A 21616-nucleotide genomic window follows, 5' to 3' on the forward strand; every position below is an offset into this window, starting at 1 on the left:
AGTCATGAAGCGTGCACCACGGATCGCCGGGGCCCTCGCCGCGGCCGCGGTCCTGGCCGGAACCCTGACCGCGTGCGGCGGCGCGTCGGACGGCGGGTCCGGCGGCGGACCCGAGGAGGTGACCTTCTGGGGCTCCTGGTCCGGCGCCCAGGCCAAGCAGCTCCAGCAGCAGGCCGACGCGTTCAACGAGTCCCAGGACGAGTACGAGGTCACCTACGTGGGCCAGGAGCTCGTCGAGGAGAAGCTGCTCACGGCGCTCGCGTCCGGCAGCGTGCCCGACGTGGTGCTCTGGGACCGGTACGCGACGCCGCTGTACGTGCCCAAGAACGCGCTGGCGCCGATCGACGAGTACCTGGAGGCCGACGGCGTGGACACCGGGCAGTTCTACGAGCAGGCGATGGGCGAGCTCGTCGTCGACGGCCAGACCTACGGCCTGCCGCTGCTCGTGGACAACCGGTCGCTGTTCTACAACACCGAGCTGCTGGCCGACGCCGGCGTCGAGCCGCCCACCGACTGGGCCGGGCTCAAGAAGGCCGCCGAGGCCGCGACCGAACGCGAGGGCGGCACGCTGAGCGTGGCCGGCTTCGCGCTCGACGACCCGGGCCTGTTCAACATCTGGCTGAAGCAGGCCGGCGGCCAGATGTTCAGCGACGACGGCACGACCACCGCCTTCAACAGCCCGGAGGGTCTGGAGGTGCTGGAGTTCTGGCAGGGCCTGCTCGACGCCGGCGTGTACGAGCCCGGCTTCGGCGAGGGCGTCGACTCGTTCGCCGAGGGCAGCGTGGCGCTCAAGTACGACGGACCGTGGGCGCTGACCGCGCTGGACGAGGCCGGGGTGGACTACGGCATCGTGCAGCCGCCCGTCGGTCCCGACGGCGACCAGGGCGCCGGCATGGGCGGCTTCGGCCTGGTCATCCCGCAGGGCGCACAGAACCCTGACGGCGCCTGGGAGTTCATGAAGTGGTGGACCACGCAGCCCGCCAACGGCGTCGACTTCGCCAAGATCTCCGGCTGGATCCCCGCGAACGTGGAGGCCGCCAACGACCCGTACTTCACGCAGGACGGCCGGTACCAGGCGTTCATCGAGACCATGGAGTACGCCCAGGTGCGCTCGAACGTGCCCGGTGCCTCCGACGTCGAGGGCAAGGCCCTGATCCCCGCCCTCGAACGGTTCCTGGGCGGGGAGGTGGACGCGGCGACGGCACTTGCCGAGGCCCAGGAGCTGGGCGACCAGATCCTGGCGGACAACGCGCAGTGAACCCCGAGGACGACGACGCACGCTCCGCGCCCCGAACGAGGCGCGCACCGCGCCCCGAACCATGACGCGCGCTCCGCGCGCCGAACCATGACGCGCGCTCCGCGCGCAGTAAGGACGACCCGAACCACATGAACGCACCGAACCCCTGGTCCGCCCGCGCCGACCTGGCCCAGCGCAGCCTGGACCACTTCTTCGGCACGGCCGAGCCGCAGCTGCTCGACAACACCTACCCCGTCGGCGACAACTCGACGTTCAACTACTGGTGGCTGGCGCACGTGATCGACGTGCGGCTGGACGCCTTCGCGCGGACCGGAGACCCGCGCTGGCTGGCGGCGGCACGGGCCACGAGCGCGAACCTGCGCGGGCGGAACGGGGGTTCGCTGTTCAACGACTACTTCGACGACATGCTCTGGTACGCGCTGGCACTGGAGCGGCTGGCCCGGGCCACCGGGCGCACCGAACCCCTGGACGACGCCCGCGCCATCTGGGACCACGTCGTCGAGCACGGGTGGAACGACACCCATGGCGCCAGCGTGGCCTGGCGCAAGCAGCAGCTCCACTACAAGAACACGCCCGCCAACGGGCCGTTCGTCATCCTCTCCGCGCGGCTGTACGACCACGACCCGCGCCCGGAGTACCTGGAGCGCGGGCGCACCGCGTTCGACTGGATCACCGCGACGCTGGTGGGGCCGGACGGGTTCGTGGAGGACGGCATCAACCGCGAGGGCGACGGGCGCGTCGACACGCAGTGGCGCTTCACCTACAACCAGGGGCTGTACATCGGCGCGGCGGTCGCGCTGGACGCCGTGCGGCCCGAGCCCGAGCTGGTCGACCGGGCCGTCCGGACCGCCACGACGGCGCTGCGCGAGCTCGCCCCCGACGGGATCGTGGGCAGCGAGGGCGGCGGGGGAGACGAGGGCCTGTTCAAGGGAGTGCTGTACCGCTACCTGGGCATGCTCCTGGACCGCCTCGGGCCGACGGCGCCCGCCAGCGGGCCGCTCGTGGAGTTCGTGCGTACCAGCACGGACCGCCTGTGGCAGACCGCACAGCGCGACGGGCACCTGCTGGCCGGCGACGACTGGCGGCACCCCGCGCAGCCCCCGGTGTTCTACTCGACCCAGCTCAGCGCGATCATGGCGCTGGAGCTGCGGGCCGCGGTGGAGGCGCGGCGATGACCGTGGTCCGGGGTAGATTCGTGGGTCGTCTCCCACCGGTGAAGGGGCATCCGTGAGCCAGCCGCTCTACGTCGAGGTGTACCAGCAGCTCCGTGACGCCATCCACGCGGGCACCTACGGTGTCGGCGACCGGATGCCCGCCGAGGCGGAGCTGACCAAGCAGCTCGGCGTCAGCGCCATCACGCTCAAGCGGGCGATGGACCTGCTGCGCTCCGAGGGCTACATCACGCGCCGGCCGCGGCTGGGCACGGTCGTGGTGAGTGCCACCGCGACCGGCCCGGCCGGCCCACGGTCCGGGCCGGCGCCGCTGATCGGGTGCGTGCTGACCGACTTCGACGACACCTTCGGCACCCGGGTCCTGTCGGGCCTGCTGGACGCGTCGGGCACGGCGGCCAACCTGGTGGTCAAGCGGAGCCTGGGGGACGGCGAGGCCGAGGGCGACCTGGTGCGCGCGCTGGTGGCCGACGGCGTCCAGGGGCTCATCCTGGAGCCCAGCTCCTCGCAGTACGTGCCGCCCGCGGTGCTGGAGCTGATCACCCGGTCGTTCCCGGTGACCATCCTGGACCGGGTGTTCGACGGCGTCCCGGTGTCGTCGGTCTGCTCCGACAACGTCTCGGCGGGCCGCCAGGCGGCCGAGGTGCTCTTCACCGCGGGCTACGACCACGTGGGCCTCGTCTCGGCCGCGAGCACGGTGTCGACGGTGCAGGACCGGCTGGACGGCGTCGTCGCCGCGCACGCGACCCGGCACGTCCCGTTCGACCCGGCGCACCAGTACCGCCAGGTGCGCTCGACCGTGCCGGGCAGCGGTGTGGCGCCCGACGAGGACATCGCCGGGCTCGAGAAGTTCCTGGCCGCCAACCCCGGCCTGACGGGTGTGGTCGCCACCGAGTACAACATCGCGGTGCTGCTGCGTGAGGCCGCCCAGCGCACCGGGCGGACCGTGCCGGACGACCTCGGCATCGTCTGCTTCGACCACCCGGACGCCTTCTACGACCAGGCGCGCTACCGGTTCACCCACATCCGCCAGGACGAGTCCCGGATGGGCCACGAGGCGGTCGCGCTCGTGCTGGCGCAGCTGCGCGACGCCGGCCAGGTCACCAAGGTGACGCTGCCCACGCAGCTCGTGCCGGGCAGCTCGACCCGCTGAGCCGCGACCTCGCCCAATAGGTGTATTGCACCCATTTCTCCTGTAGGTTTTGGGTGAATTCACGAGCGCCTGGGGGCAACGCCGCACCCAGGGGGAGGAGTCCATCGATGTCGATGCTTCGTCGTACCCGGAATGCCCTGCTGACCGCCGTCGTGGCGGTCGCCCTGACCGCCGGGGGCCAGCCAGCGGCCCTCGCGCACGCCGGCCCGCCCGGTGCGGACCCCCAGGCCGCGGGGGCGGCCGACGTGGCGCGCGCCCGGGTGGCCACCGAGGTGCTGCTGGAGTCCTACGACCAGGAGAAGGCGTGGTTCCCGTCGAGCTGGTGGAACTCGGCCGTCGCGCTGCAGACGATCGGCGACTACATGCTGCGCACCGGTGACCGCAGCTACGTGGACGTGCTGGACCACAGCTTCGAGACCAACAAGGGGCCGTTCCCGGCGGGCGAGCGGTCCACCGACGAGATCTACGGCAACTTCACCAGCCGCGCCATCGACGACGCCGGGTGGTGGGCGCTGAACTGGGTCACCGCCTACGACCTGACCGGCGAGGCGAAGTACCTCGACATGGCCGGCACCATCGGCGAGTTCATGCACGGGTTCTGGGACCCGAGCACGTGCGGTGGCGGGATCTGGTGGAACGAGGAGCGCACCTACAAGAATGCCGTGACCAACGGCCAGTGGGTGCGGCTGACCGCCGAGCTGCACAACCGGATCCCGGGCGACACGGTGTGGCTCGACCGGTCGCAGGAGGCGTGGGACTGGTACGTCGCCAGCGGCATGATCAATGCCGACGGCCTGGTCAACGACGGGCTGACGGACGCCTGCGCCAGCAACGGCGACACGGTCTGGAGCTACAACCAGGGCCTGGCGATCGGCGCACCCCTGGAGCTGTACCGGGCCACGGGTGACCCGGAGCTGCTCGCGCAGGCGCGCCGCCTGGCCGACGCCGCCCTGGACTCCACGGCACTCGTCACCGACGACGTGCTGACCGAGTCCTGCGACCGGGTGGACCGGTCCTGCGACGACAACCAGAAGCAGTTCAAGGGCATCTTCATGCGGTACCTGATGGACCTGGCGGACACCACCGGCGACCAGCGCTACCAGGAGTTCGCCGCGCACCAGGCCGAGACGATCTGGGCGGCCGACCGGGACTCCTCCGACCGCCTGGGGCAGCGCTGGGCAGGCGGCACGAGCGCCGACCACCCGAACGTCTTCGACTGGCGCACCCAGGCCAGCGCCCTCAGTGCCCTGATCGCGGACGTCCCGCAGGACGCCCCCGCCCGGTCGCTGTCCGCGACCATGTCGCCCGACCAGCTCGTGGTGATGCCCAGCCCGGGTGCGACGTCGGCCCTGCGGACCGAGGTCGGGGTCGCGGCCACGTCGGACGGCCGCCGCCCCCTGCGCGTGGACGTGCGGGTGGACGGCCCGCGGGGGTGGACCGTCGACCCGGACCGTAGCCGGCTGACGCTCGCCACCACGGGGGACGGGACGCCCACCCGGGCGGTCGTGCCGCTGGACGTGACGGTCCCCGCCGGCGTGGCGGACGGCAGCTATCCGCTGACCGTGACCGTCACCGCGGGGCCGGGTCTGAGCTGGACCACGCGCGCCACGGTGCAGGTGGCGAGCGTGGTCGACTTCGACGCGGGCAGCACCGAGGAGGTCGCGTGGCTCTGGGACGCGGGCGGGTCCGGCCTGAGCCAGGCGGGCAGCCGGTTCGCCGACGGCACCAGCCGCTTCGTCTACAAGCTCCCGTTCCCGGCCGAGGCGACGTCGGCCGAGGCGACCCTCACGATCGACAACCAGTACGTCGTGGCCCTCGGGCCGGACGGCGAGAGCTGGACCACGGTCCTGGCGGAGGACGAGCAGGTCCGGGACGGCTCCAACAAGGCCGACCACACCCTCGACCTGACGCCGTACCTCGGGCCGGACAAGGCGGTCTACATCCGCGTGACCGACGCGTTCCCCGCGGACGGCTGGGGCGGCGGGGTCTACCACGTCTCGGCGACGTTCGGGACGGACTGAGGTGCTGCCAGGATGAGGCCATGAGCGAACTCGATGTCACTGCCGTCGTCTCCGAGGTCGAGGCCCAGGAGGCCGAGCTGGTCCTGCCCTCGTTCACGCACGAGCAGGCGTGGGACCTGGGTGTGCGGCTGGTCGGGCTGGCGACCGAGCGGGACCTGCCCGTCACCGTCGACATCCGCAAGGGCACCCAGCAGGTGTTCCACGCGGCGCGCCCCGGCACCACGCCAGACAACGACTCCTGGATCGAGCGCAAGGTGCGGGTCGTCTACCGGTTCGGCGCGTCGTCGTACCTGGTGGGTCTGCGCGCCCGGGCGAAGGGGAGCGACTTCAACGCCGACCACGGTCTGCCCTTCCAGGAGTACTCCGCGCACGGCGGGGCCGTGCCGGTGCGGGTGGCCGGGGTGGGCATCGTCGGCGTCGTGACCGTGTCGGGTCTGGCGCAGCAGGACGACCACGCACTCGTGGTCGAGGCCCTGCGCGAGCTGATGGCGGCGTAGGCGCGTCCGGTCGTCCCGGCCGCCGTCGGGTCACCCCGCATGGGGAGTTATATCCATGGTGTGACCTGCACGGACACCGTATCCTCACGCTTCGGTGACGGTACTCGACGGCGGTCGGCGACGAACAGGACGGAGGTCTGGTGATGGTGGATCTGCGGGTTGATCTGGATGCGGTGCGTGAGTTGGGGTCGAGTTTGTCGGTGGTGGCGGGTGAGTTCGAGAACGCGAATGCGAACAGTGATCGGATTGCGGGTGCGGTGGGTCATGAGGGGTTGGCGGGGGTGGTGCGGGATTTCGCGCACAAGTGGGATGACACGCGGGGCAAGATGACGGAGAACTTGCGCAAGCTGGCGGAGGCCTCGACGCAGGTGGCGCAGGCGTTCACGGATATTGATAGGGATCTGGCCAGGGCGATGGAGGGCGATGAGGCTGCTCCTTCGTCGGGTGGTGGCCCGGGTGGTGCGCTGTGAGGCCGTCGGATTGGTCGCCGGTGGGGTTGGATGTGGATCCCACGCCGGGTGATCCGGTGTTGGTGCTTGCTGGTGGGCAGGAGTATCTGGAGGTTGCTCGGTCGATCGATGATGCGGCGGGGGCGATGTCGCGTCTGGATGTGGCGGGGACGGTGTCGCAGGCGGTGGATTCTCTGATGGGTGCCAAGGAGGACACCATTGGTGAGATCCGTCGGGCGCATGCGCGGTATGTCGCGGCGGGGGACGCTCTGGTGGGGTATGCCTCGGCGTTGGAGCGGGTGCAGGGCGAGACGCTGGCGGCGTTGGACCGGGCGCGGGACGCCCAGGATCAGGCTGCCTCGGCGTCGGGGTCGCAGGACCGGTGGCAGGAGCTGGCTGATTCGGCGAAGGACGAGACCGAGAAGCAGGAGTTCCAGTCGAAGGCGGATCAGGCCGGCAATGATGCCGACCAGGCTGCTGGGGCGATCAGTGCGGCCAAGAGCACGATCGAGTCGGCGGTGTCGGATCGGGATCGTGCGGCGAACGCGGCGGTGGACCGGATCGAGGAGATCACCTCTTCGGATGATCTCAATGATGGGTGGTGGGACAACTGGGGTTCGAAGCTGGTCGCGGCGATTGCTGATATCGCGGACATGATCTCCACGATCGCGGGGATTCTGGCGATCGTGGTGGCGTTCATCCCGGTGGTGGGTCAGGCGTTGGCGGGGGTGTTGATCGTGATCGCCGCCGTGGCGGCGATCGTGTCGGCGGTTGCGAATATCACGTTGGCTGCCACGGGTGAGCGGTCGTGGGCGGAGGCGGGGATCGCGATCGCGGGTGCGGCGTTGTCGTTGATCGGTCTGGGTGGTGCGGCGAAGGCTGCGATGGGGTTGTCCAAGAGCATCGCCAAGGGCACGTTCAAGCAGGGGTTGAAGAACGGGTGGTGCAAGTTCGGGTTCGGGAAGTGTTTCGTGGCCGGGACGATGGTCCGGACTCCGGACGGTCCGCGCCCGATCGAGGAGATCCGGGTGGGGGACAAGGTCTGGGCTCATGACACGGTCACCGGTCGGGACGAGCTGGGTCTGGTGGTCGAGACGTTCGTGCGGACCACCGACGAGCTGTTCCACCTCAGGATCAACGACCAGGTCGTCTCGACCACGGCGGAGCATCCGTTCATGGTGGCCGGGCGGGGGTGGACCGATGCGGCGTTCCTGAAGGAAGGTGACCTGCTGGTCACCCCCGAGGGAACCACCACACCCGTTCAGGCCATCGAGATCGAGCAGCGGCCCGAGGATCAGGTCGAGACGGTCTACAACTTCCACGTCGAGACCTACACCACCTACTACGTCCACGCCGGTGAGATCAGCATCCTCGTCCACAACGCCGTTCATGCGAACGCCCTGAAGAAGAACCACACGTACAAGATCAACGGCGGCAGCTACAAGGTGGACGGTCTCGGCCGTCCCGCCGGGATCGACGTCAAGCTCACCAAGAGCTCCATCGGTGGCAAGACCAACCCCTCGGTCAAGCCGCTCGGGTACGACCCGTCCATCCATCAGGCGGGTCACCTCCACGGCGCGCAGCTCGGCGGTCCGAACGACCATGCCGCCAACTTCGTCTCGCAGTACAACAGGTCCAACAATCCCTGGCAGCGGGCCATCGAGGGCGAGGTGCGCAAGGTCGTCGAGAACGGCGAGGACGTCGTGTATAAGGTGACACCGCAGTATGACGGAGCGTCGGAGATTCCCCACTCGATTCATTTCAGCGGTCAGGGGTCGAACGGGTACCAGCTCGACTACACCCTGTCGAACTCGAACCTTCCCCTGCTCAGCCAGGAGATGAAGGCCGGGAACATCTCCGTGAACCAGCACGGCTTTCTCTTCGGGACGAGGTAACAGATGGCAAGCCTGGACGAACTCATCGACGCGGGCGGACTGGTTCCCCCCGCCGACGCCTACGACTGGGAGCAGGCCGAGGCCACCCTCCAGGTCGCCCTCCCGGAGGACTACCGGGCCCTGGTCGACGCCGGCGGCGCCGGCCTGTGGTTCGACTACGTGCGCGTCTACGCCCCGGGTGAGCGGTACGAGGACCGGAACCTGCTCGACTCGCTCGGCGTGTTCGAGGACCTCAAGATCTTCTGGGACAACGGCTTCTCCGACCCGCCGGAGGACATCGGCGAGGACACGAAGCTGATCGCGTGGGCGAGCACGGGCACCGGCGCCACCCTGTTCTGGCGGGTCGACCCCGGTGTCGCCCCGGCGTCCTACCCGCTGTACGTCCAGAGCGCCGACGGCGACTGGGAGCGGCTCGAGATCACGACGACCGACTTCCTGCGCGGGGTGCAGCAGGGCACGGCCGGCAGCGAGTACTTCTCCGAGGCGTTCCTCGACCGCACCCAGACGTTCCGTCCCTACCCGGGGTAGAACGCCACGACCCGACGGCCGCGGGGCTGCGGGGACGACGTCCACGCAGCCCCGCGGCCTGCCTCGGCTCGTTCAGGCCACCGGGCGCCACGGGCCGTCCGCGGCGCCCGGCACCTGCCCGCGGGTCCACCAGCGGGCCTCGTACAGCCTGCCGTCGTGCACCGCGAAGTCGCCGGCGACGAAGATCCGGGACGGTGTCCACACCGCCGTGCCGTCGACGGCCTCGGTGACCTCCTGCCACGCGCCGTGGGCCGAGGTGCCCGGTGTCTCGCCCCGGGTCCACCAGGATGCCAGCCACACCGATCCCTCGAACACGACCTGGGCGCCCGCCGTGTAGGTCTCCGTGGCCGACCAGGCCGGAAGCGCGGGTTCGGGCCGCACGCCCGGCGTCGCCTCCACGCGCAGGTGGTCGAGGTTGATGTTGCCCGTGTCGGTGGCGGTGTGGTGCAGCAGGATCTCGTGCCGCCCGGGCGCCAGGGTGACCTGCAGGGCGGGGGAGTGCCCCCAGCGCCGCCACCGGTCGGCGTCCTGCCCCAGGTTGGGGAAGGTGACTGGCCGGTCCGGTCCGCCGTCGACCGACACGGAGAGCTGCCGGTCGAACGGTGCGACCACCATGCCGTTGGCGTAGCGGAACGAGATGTCGACGGCCGAGGGAGCGGCCGCCTCGTACGTGAACCGCACCCCGGCTCCCGTGCGGGTCAGGTCACGGACGAACCCGGTCCCCGTGTAGCCCGGGTGCTCCGTGGTGATCCGCGCGCCGCCCACCAGCGTGGCGGTCTCGGCCTCGGCGACGTGCTCGGCCCGCAGCGCCCCGACGGCGGCCCGGAGCCGGTCCAGGGCAGCGGCGTCGCCCGCGGCGCCGGCGACCCGTTCCGCGAGATCGTCCAGCGACCCGGCCAGCGCGGCGGCGTCGCCCGTGCGGGCGTGGGTGGCCGCGGCCGCCGCCGGCTCGCGCAGGGCGGCTGCCGTCGGGTGGTCGACGGCGCCCGCCTGCTCCGCGTCCCGGACCAGCGACAGCACGCCGAACACGCCCACTGCCTCGCCCAGGTACGGGACGACGGCGGCGTCGACGGCCGCGCCGACGTCGGCCGGGACGTCGTCGGTACCGGAGGTGAGCGCGACGTGACGCACCGCCTGCAGAGCGAGCCGGGTCGTCGCGAGGTCGTGCCGCTCGGCTGCCTCCAGGGCGCGTCGCGCGTGCCGCACGAGGAGCGCGGACCGGTCCGGCGCCACACGGCGGTCGCCCACCAGGTCGAGCAGGTCCGCGTCGGGGTAGGGCAGCAGCGCGACGTCGACGGCCCGGCCGGCGTTCCCCGCGGCGTCGACGACGCTCAGCGCGTTGCGGGCGTCGTAGGTGACGTCGTCGGCCGGGATCCGGGCGGTGAACGTCCTCGTGCCGCCGCCCGCGACGCGGCCCGTGGCCCCGTCGACGGCCTCTCCGTCCACGGCGAGCCCTGCCTGGCCGACGGTGGTGCCGCTGTTCCGGACGGTCGCCGTGACGGTCACGACCTCCGCGACCGGGTCGTAGGACGCCTCGGGCGACCCCTGGAGCCGGAACGTCGGGGCCGCGTAGCGGGGCAGCTCCGCGAGGTCGGTGGCGGTGGCCGGGCGCAGCCGGACCGCCTGGCCGCCGGCGGCCGTCATGGCCGCCTCGATCGTGTCGGTCCGGTCCACGAGCGCGCGCTTCACCTCGACGGCCGTCGGGTTGCCCTTCCAGGACGCGTCCGCGGCGTCGGACCAGATGTCGGCCACGTAGGTGGTGCCGCGGTCCAGGAACCCGAGCGGTACGCGGACCGCGCGGTCGTGCTCGTCGGTGATCGAGCCGACGTACCAGACCGGGCCGCTGCGGCGTGCCGTGACGGTGTGGTCGCCGAGCTCGGCGTCCAGCACGTGCGACTCGTCCCAGCGCGTGGGCATGTCCCTGAGGTAGTCGAACGCGTCCGCGTGCTCCGCGTAGTTCTCCGGGGTGTCCGCGAGCATCTGCAGCGGGCTGGAGAACGTCGGGTAGAGCGCGAGCTGCGCCGTCGTCGTGGTCTGCACGCGCGTCTTGAGGTTCGCCGGGTCCCAGGTCACGGCCAGCACGCCGGGCGTGTAGTCCGCCGGGCCGCCCATCCACCGCGTGAACGGCAGGATGGTGGCCTGCTCGGGCGGGTTGCCGCCCGCGCCCATGTAGTTGTGCTGCTCCATGCCCGCCACGCCCTCGCCCGTCATCATGTTCGGGTAGGTGCGTGACAGCCCCGTCGGCTTGATCGCCTCGTGCGCGTTGACCGAGATCTCGTGCCGCGCCGCCGACTCGATGACGCGCTGGTAGTGCCTGACCGCCTCCTGGTCGTAGTGGCTGCGGTTGACGCCGCCCAGCTCGAACCGTGTGGCGTACCCGGTCTTCAGGGCGTGGATGCCCCACTCCTGGTACTGGTCGAAGATCTCGTCCATGTGCTCGTCGTAGTAGTCGACGTAGCCGCGCGTCTCGTTGTGCGCCATGAAGCCGACGCCGTTCGCCTCCGCGTAGGCCAGCACCTCGTCGATGTCGACGTCGGCCTGCGGCGTGACGAAGTCCTGCCCCTTCCACTCGCCGCCCGCGTTCTGGTTCCAGCCCTCGGCCAGCACGTACTTGGCGCCGGCCTCCGTGGCCAGGTCCACGTACTCCTTGATGCGCTCCGTGGTGGCGCCGTGCTTCGGCCCCGCGTTCCACGTCGTGTCGCGGCGCTGCAGCTCCCACCACACGCCCACGTAGGTGCCGGGGTCGATCCAGTCGGTCGTGTCCGCCGTGCCGTCGCCGTCGGAGTCGACGTCGCAGATGGCGCACGGCGGGTTGAGGTTCTCGATCAGGTGCGACCCGGCGAGGTCGCCGGCGGTGCGGCCGACGGTCACGGTGCGCCAGGGCGTGCTGAACCCGTCGGCGTCGACGTCGATCACCGCCTTGTCACCGTTCGGCAGCGCGATCAGGTCCGAGACGAGGGTGCCGGGCGTGCCGCCACGGACCACGGTCATGCTCGGGAAGTCGATCAGGGCCGCCTCGTGCACGGCCAGGAACAGGTCGTCGGAGCGGGACATCGTGATCGGGGTCTGCGCCGAGGCCACGTCGGGCAGGGGCTGCGTGCGGTAGTGCTGCTCGTCGGCGCTCCATCTCGTTCCCGCGGGGATCGAGTACGCCGTGGTGTCGGCGGGCAGCGCGAACTCGGTGGTCTCCCCGGCCACGACGACGCCGTCGCCCAGTGCCTCCTGCTGCGGGAAGCGGTAGCGCAGGCCGACACCGTCGTCGAACACGCGCAGGACCACGTCGAGCTCCACGCCCGAGGCCTCGTGCACGGCGTGGACCGTCAGCTCGTTGGCGTGGTTGCGCACCCGTGCGTCGTTGCCCCAGGCCGGGGTCCAGGTCTCGTCGACCTCGTCGCGGTCGGTGGAGGTGATGCTCAGGCCCGCGGTGAGGTCGACCGCGGGATCGCGCAGCGTGAGCCCGAGACCCGACGGCGCCACGACGGTCGTGGTCCTGTCCCGCACGACCTCGTACGTCAGCGTGCCGTCCACGACGCCGACGGTCGCCTCGATCGACCTGTCCGGTGACGCGACCCGGTGTCCGTCGAGCGTGCCGGCCCGGTCCTGCGCCGTGACGGCGCTGGCGCTCGTGCCGGGTACGGCGGGAGCCCCGGCGGCGACGACCGCCGGGCCGAGGAGCAGCACGGCGGTCGTCGCCGCGGTCAACGCCGCCGCGGGGTGGGGTCTGTACCGGGGTCGCCGGCCTGCCTGAGCTCGCGAAGGTGTATCCACTGTTCTCTCTCCCGGACGTCGGTGTCGCAGCTGGGGATCCGGTTGCCTCGATGCAGACGGATGCTGCCGTGAGTTTTTCGGGGGTGCGCTCCGGTGTCAAGGTGTGATGTCGTCGGTGGACGCGACACAGGGGAGGCCTGGATGCGCTCGTTCGTGGTGACCGGAGGTGGTCGTGGTGTGGGACGTGCCGTCGTGGAGCGGCTGGCCCAGGACGGCCACGTCGTCGTCCTCGACCTCGTGGGCGAGCCGGGGGAGCCGCCCAGCGGCGACATCAGGAGGCTCACGGACGACCCGCGCGTCACGCTCGTGCGCGGCGACGCCGCGGACCCCGGGACGGCCCGCCGGGCGGCCGACGCGGCGGAGGACCGGGCACCCCTGGCCGGCTGGGTCAACAACGCCGCCGTCTTCCGGGACCTGCCGGTCACCGCACCGCCCGGCGAGGTGCTCGCCGCGGTCAGCGCCAACCTCGCCCTGGCGATCACCGGCTGCCACACCGCCGTCGGCCACTTCCTGCGGTACCGGCGGCCGGGCGCCGTCGTCAACGTCTCCTCCCACCAGGCACAGCGCCCGGTGCGCGGTGCCCTGCCCTACGCCACCGCCAAGGGCGCGATCGAGGCGCTGACCCGCGCGGTCGCCGTCGACCACGGGCCCGCAGCGATCCGCACCAACGCCGTCGCCCTCGGGTCGGTGGAGACGGAGCGCTACGAGCGGTACCGGCAGGAGCACCCCGACGTGGACCGGCAGATGGCCGCCCTGCACCCGCTCGGCAGGGTCGGCACGGGGCGCGAGGTGGCCGACGTCGTCGCGTTCCTGCTCTCCGACCAGGCGGGCTTCGTCAACGGCGCCGTGCTTCCCGTCGACGGGGGACGAGCCGCCCAGGGCGCCGACCCCGAGGCAGTCTGACGGGCGACCGGGCCGGGAGCGGCGCGGACGCCGGCTGCGGGATCAGCGCCGCGGGATCAGCGCCGCGGGATCAGCCTCCGCCGTCCGCCGTCACGTCCCGGACCCACGCCCCGTCCTGCGGACGGAAACCCATGCCGCTCAGGTACGCGTGCTCGCTCGGTGCCGCCCGCGGCACGACGACGCGGTCGAAGCCCTTGGCCGCGAAGATGCCGCTGCGCCGGTACACGAACTCGCCCGGTGTCAGGTCGCGGAACCGCTTGGACACCCAGTCGAGCTCCACCACGCCCGCGCCGTCCCCGGCGTCGCGCACCTCGACGACCCCCACGGTCTCGTCGCCGCGCTGCACCAGGAACGCCGACCGCTCCTCACCGGGCTCCGGGACGGCCACGAACCCTGGCGCGAAGCCCGCGATGTCCGCCGCGTGCGTGCGCAGCACGTGCAGCAGGTACGCGTCGTCGGGCGCCACCTCCACCACCTCGTAGACGGCGGCGTCGTGCCGCTCGCGGTTCAGGCGCCACAGCCAGTAGACGTTGATGAGGCTGATCGCGGCGTTCATCGCGACGAACGGCCAGATGCCGGCGATCGCGTTGTAGGCCGTGGCCACGACCGAGCCGGTGAGGTTGAGCCAGCGGAAGCGGAGCACGCGGGCCTGCGTCAGCGACAGGACGACGAGGGCGGAACCGACCCAGCCGGCGATCTCGAGCCAGGGGAGCATGTGCTGACTCTAGGCGGGCCTGCGCCGGTCCGGCGGCGGCCGGGTGCGTCGCGCGCGTCACCACGACCAGCCGCGCGCGCTGAGCTCCAGCTCCTCGCGGAGCCGCTCGTCCGCGGCGGACCGCTGGTCCGCGCGCAGCGGGTCCGCGTCGGTCGGCAGCTCCGCCAGGCGGCACGCCTCGCGCAGCAGGGCGTCGTAGGCGTTCTGCACCGCGAACCAGTGGTGGGCGCGCGCGTACAGGCCGGGGTCCTGCTCGACGCGGCGCAGCTCGGTCGCGAGCTGGCCGAGCCGCGACTGCAGCCGCAGGGTCACCAGCGGGTCGGGCGCCGGCCTCGGGCGCGTCAGGAAGGTCCAGACCATCGATCGTCACCGCCACGTCGTCGTCGCGGAAGGGGGACTCCTCCAGCGTAGGTCGACGACGGCGCCGGGGCTATCCCGCTCCGGGGCGAGACGTCGCCGGTCCGCGCCCGTCCGCCAGCACGTCGGCGGCGGCGGGCGGGCGCGGACCCGCGCGTCGGTGCGGGTCAGTCGGAGTAGCAGAGGTCTCCCTCGCAGCCCGCCCGCACGTCCGAGCCGTGCACGCCCATGACGACGGCGCCCCCGGTGTCGCTGTCCCCGATCTGGGTGTTGACCGGGCCGGTACCGCCGATCACGACGTTCGAGTCGTCGTAGGTGACGACGTTGCGATGACCCCGGCTCCGGACGGAGACGTCGTCGAACCCGTCGGCCCCGACGACGAGCGCACCGCGCCCGGTGGCCGAGGACTCGCCCTCGTCGGTGACCGTGGCCTGCCCGGCCGGTGCGGGGCTGGCGACCCGGCCGGCGACGGGGCCGACGAACGCTCCGGCGGGACCGCCCCGGTCGCGGTGGGCACCACTGTTCCCGGTGCTCTGCCGGGCGGTCACCTCCTCGTCCTTACCGTCGTCGCCGTCGTCCTGCCCGTCGTCTTCCTGCTCGTCCTCCTTCTCGTCCTCCGTGTCCTCCGCGTCCCCCGAGTTGCCCGACCGGACCACCGACCCGGTCACGTCGACCGCGTTGAGACCGCTGGAGTCGGTGTCGCCCGTGTTCGCGTTGATCCGGCCGTCCCGGCCCAGGAACACGTTCGAGTCGTCGTAGGTCACCACCTGGTCGTCGCCGACGACGCTGACCGAGTGGTCCTCGAAGCCGCTGATCGCGATGGGCCGGTCGCCGGCGGAACCCAGGAGCAGCCCGCCGAACGTGTCGTTCTGGTGCGACCCTGTCGTGGACTGCCCGGACCGCAGCGACGAGCCGTCGGACCCGAGGGAGAGGACACCGCTGGAGGTGACCGCGCCGGTGTTGGCCACCAGCTCACCGTTCTCGCCGATGTAGACGATCGATCCGTCGGCCGCGAGCACCTGGTAGGTGGTGCCGTGCGTACCGCCGCTCCGGGGCTCCCGTCCCATGGGCACGACGACGACGGGGTCCGCAGGGCCTGCGGCGTCGGTCGTTCGCCCCTGGTCGGGTGCGGAGCGCACCGGGCGTGGTGGCGTGCCCGCGGCCTGCGGCGGTTCCGTGAGCGGGGCCGCACCGCTGGTACGTGCGGCCTGGGGCCCGGTATGCGTGGCCGACGGCGCGGTGCGGGCGCGCCCGGCACTCGGGGCGGGTGCGGCCGGGGCGGGTGCGGCCTGGGCCGGCGCGAAGGTGGTCTCGGCGGGCCGGGCCGAGCCGTCCGGCGCGAGCATCAGCACGACCGGTGGCGTGTCCGCCGGTGGTGCGCCCGGCGTCGTCACATAGACGTCGCCCGCGGGCGCGGGCGCGGTGGCCGCGGCCGCGGGTGGCGCCGCTGTGGTAGCGGTCAGGACGTCGTGCGCCACCCAGGCGCACATGCCGGCGACGCCGAGGATCACTGCGCAGGCCTGCGGGCTCAATCCTCCGGCCCGACGGTTCTCGGAGCTCATCCCGTTCTCCTTCCAGCCGCGCGAGGGCGCCGCCGGGTGGGACCGTGCCGTACCGGATCGGTGGCTCGCTCGATCGCGGGGTCCCGGCGATCTTGGGGCGGGTCGACGGACCGGACGCCGCTCGCGTCGAGTTCTCATGGTCGCGCCCGGGCGTGGTGCGCGCGGGCGTTCCACGGAGCCCACCGCGCGGCCGGCGACGCTGCGCCCGGCCGCGGAGCCTTCCGCGGGGACGGACCAGGGCGGGCGCGCCGGGCCGGTGCGCGGCAGTGCCGCGGGTCGGGTCCGGGCGCACCGCCTGGTGCTGCGGTACCCGCGACGCTACGCCGGGGAACCCAGGGGCGCCCCCGGGGCAGCGGGTGAAGTGGACCCGTCGGGCAGCACCAGCTCCCCGTCGACCCGGACGGGCACGACCGCCGGTCCGTCCCGCAGCTCCGGTGGCAGGGCGTGCTGGGGCGCCTGCTGCCAGGCGACCGGGCGCAGGAACCGGCGGATCGCCGTCGCGCCCACGGAGGTGTGCAGCGTGTTCGTCGACGGCCAGGGTCCGCCGTGGTGCTGGGCCCAGGTGACGGCGACCCCGGTGGGGAAGCCGTCGTACAGCACCCGCCCGACGCGTCGGGTGAGCGCGGCGCGCGCGGCGGGCAGGTCCCGGTCGGAAGCACCCCCGGTGAGGATGCTGCCGGTGAGGGACCCCTCGACCCGTTCGACGACGGCGACCGCCTCGGCTTCGTCGCGGTAGCGCACCACGACGGCGAGGGGGCCGAAGCACTCCTCGACCAGGCGTGGCGTGACCGACCTCGCGGCGACCTCCAGCAGGGCCGGGCGGGTGGTTCCGACGTCCTGGCTGTGCGGCGCACCGCCGTCGGCCGCGACGTCGGACCCGGTGTGCCCGCCGTCGTCCCGCCCGCGTGCGACGACGGCGGCGTCTGCCGACCGGGCCACCACCCCGTCCGCGTAGGCCCGGGCCATCCCCGCCGTGAGGGCGGGCAGGGCGGGCGCCCGCTGGACGGCGCGGCCGAGCGCGTCCACCAGGGAATCCCCGGCGTCGCCTGCGGGCACCAGCACGAGCCCCGGTTTGGTGCAGAACTGCCCGCCGCCCTGGAGCACCGACGCCGCGAGCCCCGTGCCGAAGCTGTCGGCGTTCTCCCGCGCGCCGGCCGGCGTGACCAGGACGGGGTTGATGCTGCTCAGCTCCCCGTAGAACGGGATGGGCGCGGGCCGCGAGGCGGCGGCGTCGGCCAGGGCCCGCCCGCCGGCGAGCGACCCCGTGAACCCGGCCGCCCGGATCGCGGGGTGCGACACGAGGGCGGATCCCGCGTCGAACCCGTGCAGGAGCGCGAACGTGCCCTCGGGCGCACCGGCTGCCGCGACGGCCCGCTCGGCCAGCCGCGCCACGCGCTCCGACGTCGCGGGGTGCCCGGGGTGGGCCTTGACCACGACGGGGTTGCCCGCCGCCAGCGCCGAGGCGGTGTCGCCGCCGAGCACGGAGAAGGCGAACGGAAAGTTGCTCGCCGCGTAGACGGCCACGGGACCGAGCGGCACCAGCATGCGGCGCAGGTCGGGGCGCGGGCCCATGGGGGTGTCGCCCGCGTGGTCGATCGTCGCCTCCAGGTAGCCGCCGTCGCGCACCACGCGCGCGAACGTGCGCAGCTGGTAGGCCGTGCGGGTGAGCTCGCCGCCGAGCCGCGCGGGCCCGAGGGCGGTCTCCCGGTCGGCCTCGGCGACCAGGGCGGCACGCTCGGCGTCGAGGGCGTCGGCGAGCGCGTCCAGCAGCTCCGCGCGCCGGGCGCGGGGCCACGCGGCGAGCTCGTCGGCGGCCGCGGCGGCCCGGTGGGCCACCTCGTCCAGGGCAGCGGGCAGGGTCTCCCGCACGGGCAGCTCCACGACCTGGCCCGTGCGTGCGTCGCGGCTGGTCACGGCCTGCGGATCGGGCGCCGCGCCCGGCGTCGTCACATCCATGCCGTCGACCCGTCCCGGCGCACGGGCACCGTGCGCTCCCAGTGCACCCAGTCGTCGGTGGCCAGCGCGGACTCGTCGATCTCGATGCCCCAGCCCGGTCGGTCCGGCCGCAGCTCCAGGTGCCCGTCGACCGGCACGTACGGGTCGTGGCACCAGGAGACGTCGTCCGGCTTGTACTCGAGGATCGAGAAGTTCCACGTGGCCGCCGCGAAGTGCACGTTGGCCGCCGTCGCGAGCGGGCCCATGGGGTTGTGGGGCGCCACGGGCACGTCGTGCGCCTCGGCCAGCGTGGCGATCTTGCGCATCTGGGTCAGCCCGCCCACCACGGCGATGTCGGGCTGGACGATGTCGGCGCCCTGCACGGTCAGCAGGCCCAGGAACTCGTTCGGCGAGTACAGGGACTCGCCCGTGGCGAGCGGCACCGTCATCTCCGCGCGGATCCGGCCCCACGCCGGCAGGTACTCGGGGCGGATGGGCTCCTCGAGGAACAGCGGCTCGTTCGGCGCCAGCGCCGCCGCGAGGTCCACGGCCTGGCGCGGCTCCCAGAGGCAGCCGTGCGCGTCGAACGCGAACTCCCACTCCTCGGGGTGGCTCTCGCGGATCTGCCCGAACCAGTCGCCGAGCTCCCGGGCGACCAGCCCGAACCGCGACCGGTGCAGGTCGCGGCGGTAGGGGCTGAGCTTGAACGCGTCCACGCCGTGGTGCTCGTGCAGCGTGGCAGTGCGCTCGACCAGCTGCGGTACGTCGGGCGCGTCGTACAGGCCCGCGTACACCCGCACCCGGTCGCGGACGGCGCCGCCGAGCAGCTGGTACACGGGCACGCCGGCGGCCTTCGCGGCGATGTCCCACAGGGCGTGGTCCACCGCGGCGATGGCGGCCAGGCCCAGCGCTCCCTGCGGGAACCGTGCCGACTGGTGCAGCAGCTGGTTCACGTAGGCGACGCGGGTCGCGTCGAGGCCCGTGACCTGGTCCGCGATGTACTCGATGATCGCGGGGTAGGCGAGGTCCGGGCCGTGGTTGTAGATCTCGGCCCAGCCGTCGAGGCCGCCGTCGGTGGTGATCCGCAGCAGCACCCGCGGGCGGTTGCCCACCCGCTGGAGGTAGGTGGTCAGCCGGGCGATCTTCGTTCCGGTGGTCATGCCGAGGCCTTCCAGTCGTCGAGGATGCGCGTGATCGCGGCGCGGTCGGGCTCGCCCAGGGTGGTGCTGGGCGGCCGCACGGAGCGGTCGCACAGGCCCATCTGGTGCATGGCCTCCTTGACCACCGACACGTTGTCCGCCGACCGGTCCCGGGCCCGGAGCTGCTCGAACTCCCGGATGCGCCGCCACACCGCGGACGCGCGGGCGGCGTCGTCCTGCCGCAGGGCGTCCAGGAGGCCGAACGAGACGTCGGGCGCCACGTTGACCAGGCCCGAGGTGAACGCGCGGGCGCCCGCCTGCCACGCGGACGGCGCGTAGGACTCGGCGAGCCCCGCGATCCACAGCAGGTCGGCGTCCGTGTCCTGCACCGTCTCGGCGAACGCCACCGGGTCCGGCACGGAGTACTTGATGCCCACTACGTTGGCCGCGGCCTGCGCCAGCGCCGCGATGTCGGTGCCCCGGATCACGGGCGAGCTCACGTAGGGCAGGACGGCGAGTCCGGGCACGGCGTGCGCGACGGCGGCCGTGTACTCGACCCAGCCCTGCCGTGACATGTACGGCAGCACCGGCTGGTGCACCATCACGGCGTGCGCGCCCAGCTCGGCGGCCGCCCGCGCCTCGGCCTGTGCGGTGGCCGGGTCCAGCCCCACGCCGACGACGACCACGGCCCGGTCGCCCGCGGCGTCGGTGACCGTGCGGGCGACGTCGGCCCGCTCCTGCGGGCTCAGGGCGTAGAACTCGCCGGTGTTGCCGTTGGGTGTGATGGCGCCGAGCCCGGCGTCGACCAGGCGCCCGGCGAGCCGCCCGGTCAGGGCGAGGTCGACGGAACCGTCGGGCGCGTAGGGGACGACGGGGATGCCGACGACCGTCCGCAGGCGTTCGACGACGTCGTGGTACCCGGTCATGATTCTCCGTTCTGAGGGGTGTCCTGCTGCTCGACGGGCTTGATGCGGACCCAGAAGCCGTAGACGGCGGCGCTGACCAGGCAGCTGATCGCCGCGAACACGAGCGGCCACAGGTAGGAGCCGTCCGAGGCCGTCAGGGCCAGGCCGATGGCGATCGGGCTGATCAGGTTGCCGAGCTGCGAGCCGAAGTTCTGGAAGCCGGCCAGCGAGCCCACGCGCTCGGGACTGGGGGAGACCTCGGCCGGCAGGCTGAGGATCGCGGCACCCGCGAACGAGTGCGCGGCGCTGGAGACCGTGAGGATCACCATGAGCACCACGTTGCTCTCCACGAACGGGCTGAACCCGATGCACGCACTGAGCACGAGGCCGGAGATGATCGGCACCTTGCGCGCGACGTTCGGGGACAGGCCGCTCGCGAGCATACGGTCGGAGACGATGCCGCCCAGCACGGTCGAACCGATGGCGATCACGGCGGGCAGGGCGCCGACCATGCCGAACTCGGCCTCGGTGAACCCGCGCTCGTTGAGCAGGTAGCTGGGGTACCAGGTCAGGAAGAACGCACCGGCGAGCGACCGGAAGACGTAACCCAGCAGGAGCGCCCAGGTCTGGTTGTCGCGCAGCAGCGTGCTCCAGCGCACCTCCTCGCCGCTGTGCCGCACCATCTCGGCCTGGTCGGAGCGGATGTGGTCGAGCTCGGCGGCGTTGACGCGCTGGTGGTCCTGCGGGGCGCGGTAGATGGCGAGCCAGCCCACGATCCAGAGCAGGCCCACGGCACCGATCACCACGAAGGTCCAGCGCCACCCGGCGAAGACCGCGATCGAGGTGACGATCGGGATGGACAGGGCCGACCCGATCTGCTGACCCATGTCGAACAGGCTGGAGGCGAACGCCCGCTCGCGGCGCGGGAACCAGGTGGAGACCACCTTGATGTTCGCCGGCTGCACCGGTGCCTCGCCGATCCCCAGGCCGAGCCGGAAGACGATCAGGCTCGTCACGCCCGTCGCGACGGCGGTCAGCGCCGTCCAGAGAGACCACCAGCCCACGGCGATGGGGTAGATGACGCGCGGTCCGAACTTGTCCAGGAGCCAGCCCGACGGCACCTGGAACAGGGCGTAGGTCCAGAAGAACGACGACAGCAGCACGCCCTGGACGGCCGGGCTGATGTGGAAGTCCTCCGCGATGAACGGCAGTGCCACGCTCAGGGCGGCGCGGTCGAGGTAGGCGATCGTGAGCCCGAGCGCCGAGAACGCGACGATCGTCCAGCGCATCTGGCTGCGCCGGGCACGGGCCGCGACGGGCGCGGGCTGCTTTGTACTATTGAGCATCGTTGCTCCTCCATCG

The 21616-nt window shown here is 72.5% G+C and carries 17 protein-coding genes; 9 read left to right on the forward strand and 8 right to left on the reverse strand.

The window, feature by feature from the left end; genetic code table 11:
• Window positions 1-4: 4 nt before the first annotated feature.
• The 8 genes from ACIG47_RS06885 to ACIG47_RS06920 all read left to right on the forward strand — a co-directional run bounded on the left by ACIG47_RS06885 (window position 5) and on the right by ACIG47_RS06920 (window position 8970).
• On the forward strand, window positions 5-1258 hold the full coding sequence (locus ACIG47_RS06885; protein ID WP_397430182.1) for an ABC transporter substrate-binding protein: 1254 nt from the start codon (window positions 5-7) through the stop codon (window positions 1256-1258).
• 128 nt (window positions 1259-1386) lie between these two features.
• Complete coding sequence (locus tag ACIG47_RS06890) at window positions 1387-2433, forward strand: glycoside hydrolase family 76 protein (RefSeq protein WP_397430183.1); 1047 nt, start codon at window positions 1387-1389, stop codon at window positions 2431-2433.
• A 52-nt stretch (window positions 2434-2485) separates the two neighbouring features.
• Entirely contained in the window at window positions 2486-3580 is a 1095-nt protein-coding gene (locus tag ACIG47_RS06895; protein WP_397419266.1) for a GntR family transcriptional regulator, read from the forward strand.
• A 107-nt stretch (window positions 3581-3687) separates the two neighbouring features.
• Window positions 3688-5601 carry a glycoside hydrolase family 76 protein gene (locus ACIG47_RS06900; protein WP_397430184.1) on the forward strand — a complete coding sequence of 638 codons (1914 nt, stop codon included), beginning with the start codon at window positions 3688-3690 and terminating at the stop codon, window positions 5599-5601.
• A 20-nt stretch (window positions 5602-5621) separates the two neighbouring features.
• A complete protein-coding gene (locus ACIG47_RS06905) occupies window positions 5622-6098 on the forward strand; it encodes a heme-degrading domain-containing protein (protein ID WP_397430185.1) in 477 nt (158 codons plus the stop codon).
• 140 nt (window positions 6099-6238) lie between these two features.
• Window positions 6239-6568 carry a hypothetical protein gene (locus ACIG47_RS06910; RefSeq protein ID WP_397419260.1) on the forward strand — a complete coding sequence of 110 codons (330 nt, stop codon included), beginning with the start codon at window positions 6239-6241 and terminating at the stop codon, window positions 6566-6568.
• 32 nt (window positions 6569-6600) lie between these two features.
• Complete coding sequence (locus tag ACIG47_RS06915; RefSeq protein ID WP_397430186.1) at window positions 6601-8442, forward strand: polymorphic toxin-type HINT domain-containing protein; 1842 nt, start codon at window positions 6601-6603, stop codon at window positions 8440-8442.
• A gap of 3 nt (window positions 8443-8445) precedes the next feature.
• Window positions 8446-8970 carry a hypothetical protein gene (locus tag ACIG47_RS06920; RefSeq protein WP_397411746.1) on the forward strand — a complete coding sequence of 175 codons (525 nt, stop codon included), beginning with the start codon at window positions 8446-8448 and terminating at the stop codon, window positions 8968-8970.
• Window positions 8971-9042: 72 nt separating this feature from the next.
• On the opposite strand, the gene ACIG47_RS06925 is transcribed toward ACIG47_RS06920, so the two are convergent.
• The gene (locus tag ACIG47_RS06925) at window positions 9043-12672 is read right to left on the reverse strand and encodes a glycoside hydrolase family 97 catalytic domain-containing protein (protein WP_397430187.1); all 3630 of its coding nucleotides are present in this window, start codon (window positions 12670-12672) and stop codon (window positions 9043-9045) included.
• A 207-nt stretch (window positions 12673-12879) separates the two neighbouring features.
• Here ACIG47_RS06925 and ACIG47_RS06930 point away from each other — a divergent pair, with 207 nt between their 5' ends.
• Window positions 12880-13641: an SDR family NAD(P)-dependent oxidoreductase gene (locus tag ACIG47_RS06930; protein ID WP_397430188.1), complete on the forward strand. Its 762-nt coding sequence runs from the start codon at window positions 12880-12882 to the stop codon at window positions 13639-13641.
• A 70-nt stretch (window positions 13642-13711) separates the two neighbouring features.
• On the opposite strand, the gene ACIG47_RS06935 is transcribed toward ACIG47_RS06930, so the two are convergent.
• From ACIG47_RS06935 to ACIG47_RS06965, 7 genes are all read right to left on the reverse strand, one after another.
• The gene (locus ACIG47_RS06935; RefSeq protein WP_397430189.1) at window positions 13712-14356 is read right to left on the reverse strand and encodes a hypothetical protein; all 645 of its coding nucleotides are present in this window, start codon (window positions 14354-14356) and stop codon (window positions 13712-13714) included.
• Between the two features lie 57 nt (window positions 14357-14413).
• Window positions 14414-14716, reverse strand: coding sequence for a hypothetical protein (locus ACIG47_RS06940; RefSeq protein WP_397411738.1), 303 nt, complete (start codon window positions 14714-14716; stop codon window positions 14414-14416).
• A gap of 164 nt (window positions 14717-14880) precedes the next feature.
• Window positions 14881-16275 carry a hypothetical protein gene (locus ACIG47_RS06945; protein ID WP_397430190.1) on the reverse strand — a complete coding sequence of 465 codons (1395 nt, stop codon included), beginning with the start codon at window positions 16273-16275 and terminating at the stop codon, window positions 14881-14883.
• Between the two features lie 318 nt (window positions 16276-16593).
• Window positions 16594-18231 (reverse strand): aldehyde dehydrogenase (NADP(+)), encoded by a 1638-nt coding sequence (locus ACIG47_RS06950; protein WP_397430191.1) that lies wholly within the window; start codon window positions 18229-18231, stop codon window positions 16594-16596.
• Window positions 18222-19370 carry a mandelate racemase/muconate lactonizing enzyme family protein gene (locus tag ACIG47_RS06955; protein WP_397430192.1) on the reverse strand — a complete coding sequence of 383 codons (1149 nt, stop codon included), beginning with the start codon at window positions 19368-19370 and terminating at the stop codon, window positions 18222-18224. The genes ACIG47_RS06950 and ACIG47_RS06955 overlap by 10 nt, the downstream gene beginning before the upstream one ends.
• Entirely contained in the window at window positions 19367-20275 is a 909-nt protein-coding gene (locus tag ACIG47_RS06960) for a dihydrodipicolinate synthase family protein (protein WP_397430193.1), read from the reverse strand. The genes ACIG47_RS06955 and ACIG47_RS06960 overlap by 4 nt, the downstream gene beginning before the upstream one ends.
• A complete protein-coding gene (locus ACIG47_RS06965; RefSeq protein ID WP_397411728.1) occupies window positions 20272-21600 on the reverse strand; it encodes an MFS transporter in 1329 nt (442 codons plus the stop codon). The genes ACIG47_RS06960 and ACIG47_RS06965 overlap by 4 nt, the downstream gene beginning before the upstream one ends.
• Window positions 21601-21616: the final 16 nt, after the last annotated feature.

Origin of the sequence: Promicromonospora sp. NPDC052451, from assembly GCF_044547525.1 — a bacterium.
GTDB lineage: Bacteria > Actinomycetota > Actinomycetes > Actinomycetales > Cellulomonadaceae > Promicromonospora.